At 65.5% G+C, this 12,423-nt stretch carries 13 protein-coding genes; all 13 read right to left on the bottom strand.

All coding sequences use genetic code 11. The annotated features are described in order from the left end of the window. Positions 1–178: 178 nt before the first annotated feature. The 13 genes from J2X62_RS17775 to folP all read right to left on the bottom strand — a co-directional run bounded on the left by J2X62_RS17775 (position 179) and on the right by folP (position 12,405). Positions 179–2,719: an ATP-dependent Clp protease ATP-binding subunit gene (locus J2X62_RS17775; RefSeq protein ID WP_032364473.1), complete on the bottom strand. Its 2,541-nt coding sequence runs from the start codon at positions 2,717–2,719 to the stop codon at positions 179–181. A 273-nt stretch (positions 2,720–2,992) separates the two neighbouring features. After that, positions 2,993–4,516 carry a lysine--tRNA ligase gene (gene lysS, locus J2X62_RS17770; protein ID WP_032373866.1) on the bottom strand — a complete coding sequence of 508 codons (1,524 nt, stop codon included), beginning with the start codon at positions 4,514–4,516 and terminating at the stop codon, positions 2,993–2,995. A 36-nt stretch (positions 4,517–4,552) separates the two neighbouring features. Next, positions 4,553–4,975 (bottom strand): rhodanese-like domain-containing protein, encoded by a 423-nt coding sequence (locus tag J2X62_RS17765; protein ID WP_032364474.1) that lies wholly within the window; start codon positions 4,973–4,975, stop codon positions 4,553–4,555. After that, positions 4,972–5,541 carry a cysteine dioxygenase family protein gene (locus tag J2X62_RS17760; protein WP_310182276.1) on the bottom strand — a complete coding sequence of 190 codons (570 nt, stop codon included), beginning with the start codon at positions 5,539–5,541 and terminating at the stop codon, positions 4,972–4,974. Before J2X62_RS17760 ends, J2X62_RS17765 begins: the two co-directional genes overlap by 4 nt. Before the next feature lie 137 nt (positions 5,542–5,678). Next, positions 5,679–6,479 carry a type III pantothenate kinase gene (locus tag J2X62_RS17755; RefSeq protein ID WP_032382184.1) on the bottom strand — a complete coding sequence of 267 codons (801 nt, stop codon included), beginning with the start codon at positions 6,477–6,479 and terminating at the stop codon, positions 5,679–5,681. 4 nt (positions 6,480–6,483) lie between these two features. Further along, positions 6,484–6,915 (bottom strand): aspartate 1-decarboxylase, encoded by a 432-nt coding sequence (gene panD, locus J2X62_RS17750; RefSeq protein WP_027494364.1) that lies wholly within the window; start codon positions 6,913–6,915, stop codon positions 6,484–6,486. A 4-nt stretch (positions 6,916–6,919) separates the two neighbouring features. Next, positions 6,920–7,828 carry a pantoate--beta-alanine ligase gene (panC, locus tag J2X62_RS17745; protein ID WP_310182274.1) on the bottom strand — a complete coding sequence of 303 codons (909 nt, stop codon included), beginning with the start codon at positions 7,826–7,828 and terminating at the stop codon, positions 6,920–6,922. Continuing rightward, entirely contained in the window at positions 7,825–8,739 is a 915-nt protein-coding gene (locus tag J2X62_RS17740; protein ID WP_032391344.1) for a Rossmann-like and DUF2520 domain-containing protein, read from the bottom strand. The genes panC and J2X62_RS17740 overlap by 4 nt, the downstream gene beginning before the upstream one ends. A 114-nt stretch (positions 8,740–8,853) precedes the next feature. Further along, positions 8,854–10,095 (bottom strand): DUF6779 domain-containing protein, encoded by a 1,242-nt coding sequence (locus J2X62_RS17735; protein WP_310182272.1) that lies wholly within the window; start codon positions 10,093–10,095, stop codon positions 8,854–8,856. Between the two features lie 90 nt (positions 10,096–10,185). Further along, the gene (locus tag J2X62_RS17730; RefSeq protein ID WP_032369421.1) at positions 10,186–10,656 is read right to left on the bottom strand and encodes a DUF3180 domain-containing protein; all 471 of its coding nucleotides are present in this window, start codon (positions 10,654–10,656) and stop codon (positions 10,186–10,188) included. After that, positions 10,653–11,162, bottom strand: a complete 510-nt coding sequence (gene folK, locus J2X62_RS17725) for a 2-amino-4-hydroxy-6-hydroxymethyldihydropteridine diphosphokinase (RefSeq protein WP_205024888.1) — start codon at positions 11,160–11,162, stop codon at positions 10,653–10,655. The genes J2X62_RS17730 and folK overlap by 4 nt, the downstream gene beginning before the upstream one ends. Then, positions 11,159–11,560, bottom strand: a complete 402-nt coding sequence (folB, locus tag J2X62_RS17720; RefSeq protein WP_045841635.1) for a dihydroneopterin aldolase — start codon at positions 11,558–11,560, stop codon at positions 11,159–11,161. The genes folK and folB overlap by 4 nt, the downstream gene beginning before the upstream one ends. Then, positions 11,557–12,405 (bottom strand): dihydropteroate synthase, encoded by an 849-nt coding sequence (folP, locus tag J2X62_RS17715; protein ID WP_310182267.1) that lies wholly within the window; start codon positions 12,403–12,405, stop codon positions 11,557–11,559. The genes folB and folP overlap by 4 nt, the downstream gene beginning before the upstream one ends. Positions 12,406–12,423 lie beyond the last annotated feature (18 nt).

The raw sequence follows: 12,423 nt of genomic DNA, 5'->3' as shown, positions 1-12,423 counted from the left end.
TGCGCGGCCCGGGCCTGGATCAATGCGCCTTTGTTGCAGTCTGACCGACTGGAACCCACATTGATCCGGGGGGGTGGGTGGCGGCGGGCGGGTGGAGGTGCGCGGGCGGGGCAGGTGGACATACGACAACGGGCGACCCTCCGAAGAGGATCGCCCGTTGTGTTGGAACTGGTGGAACTTACTCGCTGTCGCTGTCTCCGGCGGCCTTGGCCAGATCGACCGGAACCTCGTCGGGGACGATGATGGCTTTCTTCTCGCCGCGGAACGTGAACTTCGCGTCCTCGCCTGCGCCTTCGCCGTCCCAGTTCTCGACGTCGACCAGGATGATCTGGCCGGCTTCGATCTCGCCGAAGAGGATCTTCTCCGACAGGGCGTCCTCGATCTCGCGCTGGATGGTGCGACGCAGTGGCCGCGCACCCAGTACGGGGTCGAATCCGCGCTTGGCCAGCAACGACTTCGCCTTCTCGGTGACCTCGATCGCCATGTCCTTGTTCTTGAGCGCACCTTCGACTCGGTTGAGCATGAGATCGACCATCTGGATGATCTCGTCTCGCGTGAGCTGGTGGAACACGACGATGTCGTCGATGCGGTTCAGGAACTCAGGCCGGAAATGCTTCTTCAGCTCGTCGTTGACCTTGAGCTTCATCCGCTCGTAGTTCGAGCCGGTGCCTTCACCCGAGGAGAAGCCGAGACCGACAGCCTTCGAGATGTCTGCGGTACCGAGGTTCGAGGTGAAGATCAGCACGGTGTTCTTGAAGTCGACCGTGCGTCCCTGTCCGTCGGTCAGACGACCGTCTTCCAGGACCTGGAGCAGCGTGTTGTAGATCTCCGAGTGGGCCTTCTCGATCTCGTCGAACAGCACGACGGAGAACGGCTTGCGGCGGACCTTCTCGGTGAGCTGGCCACCCTCTTCATAGCCGACGTATCCGGGAGGAGCACCGAACAGACGCGAGGCGGTGAAGCGGTCGTGGAACTCGCCCATGTCGATCTGGATCAGCGCATCGTCCTCGCCGAACAGGAAGTTCGCGAGAGCCTTCGACAGCTCGGTCTTACCGACACCGGACGGGCCGGCGAAGATGAACGAGCCCGACGGACGCTTCGGGTCCTTCAGACCTGCACGGGTACGACGGATCGCCTTCGATACGGCCTTGACTGCCTCTACCTGGCCGATGATCCGCTTGTGCAGCTCGTCCTCCATGCGGAGCAGACGGGTGGTCTCCTCCTCGGTGAGCTTGAAGACGGGGATACCGGTCCAGTTTCCGAGGACCTCGGCGATTTGCTCGTCGTCGACCTCGGCGATGACGTCGAGGTCACCGGAACGCCACTGCTTCTCCCGCTCGGCACGCTGACCGACGAGGGTCTTCTCCTTGTCGCGCAGGTTCGCAGCCTTCTCGAAGTCCTGTGCGTCGATGGCCGATTCCTTCTCCCGGCGTGCGTCGGCGATCTTGTCGTCGAACTCACGCAGGTCTGGCGGCGCGGTCATCCGGCGGATGCGCATCCGCGCGCCCGCCTCGTCGATGAGGTCGATTGCCTTGTCGGGCAAGAACCGATCGTTGATGTACCGGTCGGCCAGAGTGGCGGCAGCGACGAGTGCACCGTCGGTGATCGAGACGCGGTGGTGTGCCTCGTAGCGATCGCGCAGACCCTTGAGGATCTCGATCGTGTGCTCGACGGTCGGCTCGCCGACCTGGACGGGCTGGAAACGACGCTCGAGAGCGGCGTCCTTCTCGATGTACTTGCGGTACTCGTCGAGCGTGGTGGCACCGATGGTCTGCAGTTCGCCACGAGCCAGCTTCGGCTTGAGGATCGATGCTGCGTCGATGGCACCTTCGGCTGCACCTGCGCCGACGAGCGTGTGCAGCTCGTCGATGAACAGGATGATGTCGCCGCGGGTGTTGATCTCCTTGAGCACCTTCTTCAGGCGCTCCTCGAAGTCACCGCGGTAACGGCTGCCGGCCACGAGCGAGCCGAGGTCGAGGGTGTAGAGCTGCTTGTCCTTGAGCGTCTCGGGAACCTCGCCGTTGACGATGGCCTGAGCCAGGCCTTCGACGACTGCGGTCTTACCGACACCGGGCTCGCCGATGAGAACAGGGTTGTTCTTGGTACGACGCGACAGCACCTGCATGACGCGCTCGATTTCCTTCGCGCGACCGATGACCGGGTCGAGCTTGCCTTCGAGCGCGGCCTGGGTGAGGTTGCGTCCGAACTGGTCGAGAACCAGTGACGTCGACGGGGTGCCCGCCTCGCCGCGGCCGCTGCCGCTCTCGGACGGCTCCTTGCCCTGGTAGCCCGACAGCAGCTGAATGACCTGCTGACGCACGCGGTTGAGGTCGGCTCCGAGCTTGACCAGAACCTGAGCTGCGACGCCTTCGCCTTCGCGGATCAGGCCGAGCAGGATGTGCTCGGTGCCGATGTAGTTGTGGCCGAGCTGCAGTGCTTCACGCAGGCTGAGCTCGAGTACTTTCTTGGCGCGCGGAGTGAACGGAATGTGACCGGACGGAGCCTGCTGGCCCTGGCCGATGATTTCCTCTACCTGGCTGCGAACTCCTTCGAGGGAGATGCCCAGCGACTCGAGAGACTTTGCTGCAACACCTTCACCCTCGTGGATGAGGCCCAGCAGAATGTGCTCCGTGCCGATGTAGTTGTGGTTGAGCATCCGGGCTTCTTCTTGAGCCAGGACGACAACACGCCGCGCGCGATCGGTGAACCTCTCGAACATCGCTCTCCCTCACTTCTCGGTGGGTGGTAGCTCGCCCACCAGTTCTTCCAGCGCCGCAGTGTCCTGAACACTCGGTCGCTTGTGCATTCGAAGGTAAGACTGTGTCTCACTGTAGTTGGCCGACGCGACGAACGCCGACCCTCCACCCCTGAAATACTGCGTCTCCGGCAACGAGACGGACCGCCTCGTGTGCTTACTGTTGATAACGCAGGCACTTTGCAAAACGTTTCCCGATCGCTGTCCGCTGCTGGCGAACAGCTTTCTGGCCTCCGATCAGGCCTGCGACGGCTTGACGATCGGAAACAGGATCGTTTCGCGGATGCCGAGGCCGGTCAGTGCCATCAGCAGACGGTCGATTCCCATACCGGTTCCGGTGGTCGGCGGCATTCCCTGTTCCATGGCCGCGAGGAAGTCCTCGTCGAGCACCATCGCCTCGTCGTCGCCTGCGGCAGCCTGACGCGCCTGGTCCTCGAAGCGCTCGCGCTGGATGATCGGGTCGATCAGCTCCGAGTAGCCGGTCGCCAGCTCGAATCCACGAACGTAGAGATCCCACTTCTCGGTGACGCCCGGCTTGCTGCGGTGCTGACGCGTCAACGGCGACGTCTCGACGGGGAAATCACGGACGAACGTCGGTTCGGTCAACGCGTCGCCCACCTGGTGTTCCCAGAGTTCCTCGACGAGCTTGCCGTGGCCGTAGATCGGGACGCCGTCCTTGCGGGGGACTTCCAGCCCGACCTTGTCGGCGATCGCGAGCAGTTCGTCGACGGTGGTGTCGGGGGTGACGTCGAATCCGAGCGACTCCGACAACGACGGGTACATCTCGAGCGTCGTCCATTCGCCGCCGAGATCGTAGGAGGTGCCGTCGGGCAGGGTGACCACGGTGGATCCGAGTGCGGCCACCGCCACTTCCTGGACGAGTTCCCGCGTCATCTTCGCCGAGTCGTCGTACGTGCCGTAGGCCTCGTAGGTCTCGAGCATCGCGAACTCCGGCGAGTGGGAGGAGTCGGCACCTTCGTTGCGGAAGTTGCGGTTGATCTCGAAGACCTTCTCGATGCCGCCGACGACGCAGCGCTTGAGGAACAGCTCCGGCGCGATGCGCAGGTACAGATCCGTGTCCATCGCATTGGAATGGGTGACGAACGGCCGGGCCGCGGCACCGCCGTGCAGCGTCTGCAGCATCGGGGTCTCGACCTCGAGGAAGCCGCGACGCTCGAGTGCGTTACGCAGTTCACGAACGACGGCGATGCGCTTGCGGGCAGTCTCTCGGGCCTCCGGACGCGTGATCAGATCCAGGTAGCGCTGCCGAATACGCGTCTCTTCGCTGAGTTCCTTGTGCGCGACGGGCAAGGGCCGCAACGACTTCGACGCGATCTGCCATGCGTCGGCCATCACCGAGAGCTCACCGCGACGGGAGCTGATGACCTCGCCGTGCACGAACACGAAGTCGCCCAGGTCGACGTCGGCCTTCCACGCTGCGAGGGCGTCCTCGCCGACACCTGCCAGGCTGATCATGGCTTGGAGCTGGGTGCCGTCGCCCTCCTGCAGGGTGGCGAAGCACAGCTTGCCGGTGTTACGGACGAAGATCACGCGGCCGACGACCCCGACGATCAGGCCGGTCGTCGTGTCGGCGTCGAGCTCGGGAAACTGGGTGCGGATCTCGAGCAGCGAATGGGTCCGCGGAACCGACACCGGATACGCCTCGACCCCGCGCTCGAGCAACGCAGCGCGCTTGGCGCGACGAATCCGTAGCTGCTCCGGGGTGTCGTCGGCCGGCTGGGTAGAAGCTGTATCACTCACGCGCACACACTTTACAGTCCGAGACTGTCGGGACGATCAGTGCGCTGCGACGGCCTCGGCCTCGCGAACGCAGTGCTTGGCCTGCGTCAACACCCCTAGCAGCCCGGCCGACTTCAGTGCCTGATAGCCGCCGACCAGATCGGTGGCCTTGTGCAGACCCAGCAGCTTGAGCGACGCGGCCGCGAGCGAGGAGGTGTAGCCCTCGGAGCAGATGACGATCCACTCGACGTCGTGGTCGGTGGCGATCGCCAGCCGCGCGTCACTGGTGGGATCGAGACGCCATTCCAGGACGTTGCGTTCGATGGCCAACGCACCGGGCAGGGTGCCCTCGACTGCGCGCTGCGCCTGCGGGCGAATGTCGACGACGACCGCGCCGCGGTCGACAGCGTCACGGAGCTCGAAGACGGTCATGCGATCGATGGTCTCGCGAGCGGATTCGAGCATTTCGACGATGGTCATCTCGTGGCCTTCTCGGGTTCGGCGGTGAGCTCACTGCGGGTACGGCGCAGCGTGGCGCGCTCGGTCACTTCGTAGTACGACATCGCCGTCAGCGGCGGTGAGTAGGCGTGCACGCTGAGGGTGGGCCCGGTCGTGTTCGACGCCGGATCGTGCATCACGTCGTGCACCCATCCCAGCGGAAAGGCTGCCTGATCTCCCGCGTCGAGATGACGTTCCTTCAGTTCGGTTCCCGCCCAACGGTATTCGAGCAAAGAACCACTCAGGACGGTCAATGCACCGAGCGATCCGGCGTGATCGTGCAGTTCGGTGGATCGCTCGGGAACCCAGCTGATCAACCAGACGTCGAGATCGTCGTCGGAGTGCAGGCGAGTGGCCCACCGCTCGTCGGTAGGCCACAATCCACCGCCGGGAAGCAGGTGGTCGAAGCGACCTTCGAGGACGTCCGCCGCGCCTTGATCGGTGATCCGAAGCAGGTCGGGAGGACGCAGCCGAGTCGGCAATGTCGAGACCGACCGCGAGGTCGATCGGGGTCGGGAGGGTACAGAAAATACAGGTGTGGAAAGCATGAAGCTCTACTCCAGGGGTGTGTAACGAACGAGGCAGCGGTCAGCCTCGACAACACTCCTGGGTGGCCATGCACGTCATCACGCCGACGATTCTGACACACGAACGCCCGACGCGCTACCCCGCTTCACCGAAACACTCAGCGTGGCCGCCGCTTTGCCATGTTGCGTTCGTAGACCAGTCGCAGACCCTCCAGCGTCAGGTCGGGTTCATGATGCTCGATGGTCGTCGACTCGGGCAGGATCAGCGCAGCGATGTCTCCGGTACCGATGACCGCGACGCCGGTACCTTTGACCTCCGGCACCTCACGTCTGATGCGTCCGACGAGCCCGTCCACCAGGCCGGCGAAACCGAAGATGGTGCCCGCTTGGATGCACTCGACGGTGTTCTTGCCCAGCACCGATCGCGGCCGCACCATCTCGACCTCACGCAGCGTCGCGGTGCGAGTCGACATGGCCGACGCCGAAATTTCGAGACCGGGCGCGATCGCTCCGCCGAGGAACTCGCCCTTGGCCGAGACGACGTCGACACACGTGGTGGTGCCGAAATCCACCACGATGCACGCCGAGTCGTACAGATCATGTGCGGCAAGGGTATTGACGATGCGATCGGCCCCGACCTCTTTGGGATTGTCGACCAGCAGCGGAACCCCGGTCCGCACACCGGGTTCGACCACCACGTGCACCACGTGATCCCAGTAGCGCACGAGCATCGTCCGCATCTCGCGCAGCACGGACGGCACCGTGGACAGAGCCGTCACCCCGGTGATCTGCTCGGCCTGTTCGCCCAACAACCCCCGCAACATGAACGCCAGCTCGTCGGCCGTCACATGGGGATCGGTGCGAATACGCCAATCGCGCAGCAGTTTCGAGTGATCCCCGGTGCCGGTGAAGAGCCCGACCACCGTGCTGGTGTTGCGTACATCGATTGCGAGAAGCATCGAGTCAGACCAGCACGGAGTCGGCCCGCAGATCGCGCGGCGTGATCAGACCCGAACCGGCGGGCGCATGAGCCGGGTCGCTGCCGAGCTCGACCGGCCGGTTCTTGTCGTCGACGAACACCACCCGGGGTGCGTAGTCGGCAACCTCCTGCTCGTTCATGACCCCGTAGGCGATCAGGATGACCAGGTCACCCGGGTTCACCAGATGCGCTGCGGCCCCATTGATTCCGATCACACCACTGCCCCGCTCACCGGTGATCACGTAGGTCTCCAGCCGCGCACCGTTGTCGATGTCGACGATGGTGACCTGCTCGCCTTCGAGCAGATCGGCTGCTTCCATCAGCTCCTGATCGACGGTCACCGAGCCCACGTAGTGCAGGTCTGCGTGCGTGACGGTGGCGCGATGGATCTTGGACTTCATCATGGTACGAAACATCGTGTCACTCTCCACTTTTCGGATCGTCCGGGTACTCCAAGAAACCGGTGCCGACTGCGACACCGACGTTGTCGATCAATCTCGTGGTGCCCACCTTGGCCGCCACGAGCAGTCTTCCGTCCCCACGTTCGGGAGCCGGGCCGAGATGCGGGTCGCGCACCTCCAGATAGTCGACCTGCACCAGTGGTGCCTCGTCGAGGACGGCACGCGCGGTGGCGATGATCGCCTCCGGACCACCGGCAGCGGCGTGCGCCCCGGCCACGAGTGCAGCGGACAACGCCATTGCAGCGTCACGCTGTTCTGTATCGAGATACCTGTTGCGCGAGGACAGCGCCAGACCGTCCTGCTCGCGAACCGTCGGGACTCCGATGACCGCGACGTCGAAGTTCAGGTCTCGCACCATCTGCCGGATCAACGTCAGCTGCTGGTAGTCCTTCTCCCCGAAGTACGCCCGATGCGGAGCGGCTATCTGCAGCAGCTTCGCCACGACGGTGAGCATTCCCGCGAAATGCGTTGGTCTGCTGGCACCTTCGAGTTCACTACCGAGCGGACCGGGATGGACCGTGGTGCGCGGCCCGGACGGGTACATGTCGGACGCGGACGGCGCGAATACCAATTCCACGCCCTCGCCGCCGAGCAGTTCGACATCGGCGTCGAGGGTCCGCGGATAAGCGTCGAGGTCCTCCCCCACGCCGAACTGCAGTGGATTGACGAAAATCGACACGATCACGACCGCGCCGGTGAGCTTCGCCTGGCGCACCAACTGCAGGTGGCCGGCATGCAATGCGCCCATGGTCGGCACCAGAGCGACCTGCTTGCCGACGCCACGTAGGGCCTTGGACACCGACGTGATCACCGCGGGATCGTGGTGAACCGTCAACTGTCCCTTCGTGTAGCTGCCCGCGAGGGTCATCGCTTCCCTTCCAGAATCTCGATCAGATCGGCTGCGGCACCGATACGTTGGGCGGACCGCAGCGACAGCGCACGGTAACCGGCGGCGATCCGTGGATCGACGGCCTCGAGCACTTCGAGGTGTTTGCCGACAGCCGCGGTATCGCCTCGGGCCACCGGGCCGGTCAGTGCGGATTGTCCGTTGCGCAGCGCATTGTCCAGTGCAGCTTCGAGCAGCGGAGCCAGAACGCGCTCGGGCACACCACGTTCGGCATCGGATCCAGGAAAACCCGGACCGGCCAACGCAACTCGCAGTGCCTCGACCGCGTCGACGACCAACGTCACGAGGTGATTGCTGCCGTGAGCCAGCGCCGCGTGGTAGAGCGCCCGGTTGTTCTCGGGCACGTGCACCGGCTCGCCGCCGATCTCGAGGACGAGGGCTTGGGCTACCGCATAACCGATCTCGTCGCCCGCGGTGATGCCGAAGCACGCGGCCGTCATCCGGTCGGTGTCCTCGGGTCCGCCGCTGAATGTCATGGCCGGATGTATTGCCAACGGAACCGCGCCAAGGGCAGCCAACGGCTCCAGTACCGCGACGCCGTTCGCGCCGGAGGTGTGCGCCACCAACTTGCCCGGCGCGACCGCCCCGGTCGCGGCGAGACCGGCGACGATCGAGGCCAGTTCGTAATCCGGTACCGCCAGAATCAGCAGTTCGGCGCGACGGGCAACCTCGTCGACAGGCAGAATCTGCGACTCGGGCAATCGATCACGTACTCGCGCGATGGATGCGTCCGATACCGCGGCGGCACCGACGACAACGTGTCCGACGCGTTCGAGCGCCTCACCGAATGCCGTACCGACCCGACCGGCGGAGACGACACCCACGGTCAAGCGAGCCGGAGACAGACCACCAGTGAACCCTGATGAGGTCACCGAAATTTTCCTCTCGTTCGTTCCAGTCCCGCTCGGCGGGTACCAGACGTCCTGCAGGGAACACTAGCGACAGCGGCACCGAACGTGCCATGGGAAACCGGTGTGATCTGGTTCTCAGTCTGCGCGACGGCGACGGCGACGCGTGCCGGCGTCGGTGGTCGTCGTGTCGGCCGAATCGCCGCCTGCCAGCCCGGCCATGATCTCGGCGACGGAACGGCCGTTGGAGTGCGCGCCGGACGCCTCCTCGGGGGATTCGGCGCGCCTGCGTCCGCGTCGCGGTGCATCCGCCGTCTCCTCGGCAGGCGTGTCGTCGACGCGGTCGGCTGCGAAGAACGCATCGGCCGAATCGCGCAGCGATCGGCGCGACTCCGGGTACGTGGCCGCTTCTTCGGCCGATTCGGACTTGGGGGCCTGCTGGGGCTGGGCCTCCTCGACAGGTTCGGCGTCCTCGACAGGTTCTGATTCGGCCGGTTCGGATTCGGCCGCGGGTCGACGCGTCTGCTCGAAGTTGTATGCGGTGAACGGCGAGGTAGGCGGGCTCACCCGCCCGGCCGGCCTCGGTGCCCCGTAGGGGCGTGACTGCGCGGCCGGCGGCTCGGTGCGGTCGTTCTGCCCGGCGTCGGTGACGTCGTCGGAACCCTCCGGTGCAGAACCCTGCTCGGCAGACGCGTCCTGTGCGTACCGGGAATCGGGGTCCGGTGCCGCCGTCGCGCGGGGCATTTCGTCCGGATCCTCGGGATAGACCACCGACGTCTCGGCGGTGACCGGCTCGTCGTAGGGCGTGCCCACGCCGTTGAAGCCGGGGCCTGCGGGTCCGTTGCCGTTGCCGCCACCTCGTACGTACAACCCGGACGGTGCGGGCTGATAGCTGTCGTAGCCACGGCCACCGAGTTCCTGCATCCGCATCGCCTCGGCGCGCAGTGCGACCCGTTCGGTCGGCAGGTTGCCCTCGAACAGCACCTGTAGGTTCTGGCGCAGCGCGGCCAGTTCGTTACGCAGCGCAGCGACCTCGTCCGATTCCAACCGCGTCTCGTTGCGCACCCGGGCTTCGACGCTCATCTCGTACTCGCGTCGGGCCGAGATCTCGCGGGCGAGCTGCAGTTCGTAGACGGTCTGTAAGTCCTTGGCCTTGGTCTGATCCGCAGCCGCTTCCCTGCGGTACTTCGTCATCGCGAACGCACCGATCACCGCGGCCCACAGCGCCGAGAGCACCCCGACGCGCATCCACTGAACGCTTTCGCTGAACAACAACAGCACACTGGCGACGATGCCGAACACGACGAGCGCCGCGAGGAACAGCTGGCTCGCACTACGCCGCTTTCGGCGTCCCTTCTTGGCGCGAGTCTGATCTGTCATGTCCTCAAGGGTAACCGGCCTGTCGGTCGCATCCGGTCATCCCCGACCGATCACGTGCACAACGAAGGTAACGATCGAGGGACGGATACGTTATCGGGAGCGCTCGTCGTCCCGATCTTCCGGGGTGCGGCAGCACTGCTCCAGCCACACCGCGGCGGCCACGACAGCAAGGCCCGCGACGAGGGCCACGATCGCTCCGGCTCGGTCAGCGGACGCCGCTCGCACCGTTGCCGCACGTGGCAATACGTACACCAGGAAGCCGACGCACACCCCCACCAGAGCGGTTCCCACCAGCAACGACGCCTTCGCCAACACCAGCGCCCGGAAGACCGTCAACGGATGCAGGTCGTGCAGACCGGTGCCCACTCGATGCTCGGCGATGCGATTGCGGACGATCACCGCGGTCACCACTTCCACTACCGCGACCAGATACAGCGACGCTCCGGCGTACACCGGGATCGGCGGAAACGAACCGTAGAAAACCCGCACCAGCAGCCACGTGCCCACTGCGGCGATCAGAAACAAACCCAAGACATCCCAGATCTTGGTGGGATTGGTCACCACAGTCGATCACCGTCGTCGTCGAGACGGACGACTCCCGCTCGCTCGTCCGTACTCAGACGCTCGAGCAGCTCGGATATCGGCACGTCCGTCCCGTCGACCCGAAGAGTGGCGTCGGGCTCGACGTCCAGCCACGGCAGCAGCACGAACGCGCGCTCGTGTGCACGGGGATGGGGAAGAATCAGGCGCGGGTCGTCACTGATGACGTCGTCGCACACGATCACGTCGACGTCGAGGCTGCGCGGTCCCCAACGCTGCACTCGAACGCGGTCCGCTGCCTCCTCGAGTTGCTGCCCCAGACGCAACCAGTCCCACGGGCCGTAGGCCTCGTCCTCGGCCACCACGATCGCGTTGAAGAAGTCCTGTTGCTCGACGCCGCCCCACGGAGCAGATCGATGGACGGCCGAGCACGCCACCACGCGCGAACCCAATTCCGCTGTGACAGAACGCAAGTGGCTCATCGAGTCGCCGATGTTGCTGCCGATCGACAGCACTGCACGGCTCACTTTCGCTCCCGATAGGCCACCACGGCAACGTCGCCGAACGTCAGGGGAATGGGAGCCGACGGCTTGTGCAGCACCACCTCCACTGCGTCGACTCGGGAGTCGTAACCGAGCACCACCTCGGCGATCTCGGCGGAGACCGTCTCGATCAGATCCCGGGACGGGCCCGCTACGACCGCCGCGGCATGTTCGGCCAGCTCGCCGTAATGCAGCGTCCGAGTCAGATCGTCGGTCTCGGCCGCGGGCGAGAGATCCATCCAGACGGTGATGTCGACGACGAAGTCCTGGCCGTCTCGCTTCTCGAAGTCGAAGACACCGTGATTGCCGCGGACGGTCAGCCCGCGCAATTCGATGCGGTCGCCGCGACGAGTCCCTGCAGCGGCACTGTTGATCTCGCTCATGCGCGACCACCCTGCCATGCCCGCACGACGGCCACCGCGTCGAGTGACGACCGGACGTCGTGCACCCGCACTCCCCACGCGCCGCCGGCGACGGCGAGAGCAGAGACGACGGCCGTCGCGATCTCCCGGCCGTCCGGTGGACGCGGTGAACCGTCGGGTTCGGCGAGGAGCGAGCCCAGAAAACGTTTGCGGGACGCACCCACCAGAACCGGGAAACCGGATTCCACCAGGGTGGGCAGTCCGCGCAGCAGCTGCCAGTTGTGCTCCGCGTTCTTGGCGAATCCGAGGCCCGGGTCCAGCACGATCCGCGACGCGTCGACCCCGGCGCTCACTGCGTGGTCGACCTGCTCGAGCAGTTCGCGGCGAACGTCGGCGACCACGTCGTCGTAGTGATCGGCCGGACCGGTGTGCCGGAACGTCGAGTCGGCGGCCCGCCAGTGCATCAGGATCCACGGCAGCCCGCCGTGCGCGACCACGCCGGCCATCGCGGGGTCGGCTCGACCGCCCGAGACGTCGTTGACGATCGACACCCCGGCCTCGATCGCCGCAGCGGCGACGTGTGCGCGCATCGTGTCGACGCTGGTGCTCACGCCTTCGGCGGCCAACGCCGAGATGACCGGTACGACGCGCTGCACCTCGACAGACGGGTCGACGCGGTCCGCCCCGGGGCGCGTGGACTCCCCGCCGACGTCGACGATGTCGACTCCCAGCCGATGCATCGCCAGACCGTGTTCGACGGCCGCGTCGACGTCGAGGTAGCGACCGCCGTCGGAGAACGAATCGGCCGTCACGTTGAGAACGCCCATGACGATGGGCGCAGCGGGAACGGAGCGCGCGACATTCATCGTGATCGGACCGGAACC

Origin of the sequence: Rhodococcus sp. 3258, from assembly GCF_031456475.1 — a bacterium.
In the GTDB taxonomy this organism is placed as follows: domain Bacteria; phylum Actinomycetota; class Actinomycetes; order Mycobacteriales; family Mycobacteriaceae; genus Rhodococcoides; species Rhodococcoides fascians.
Note: the sequence above shows the minus strand (reverse complement) of the source record. Positions and strands in the feature narration are given on the sequence as shown.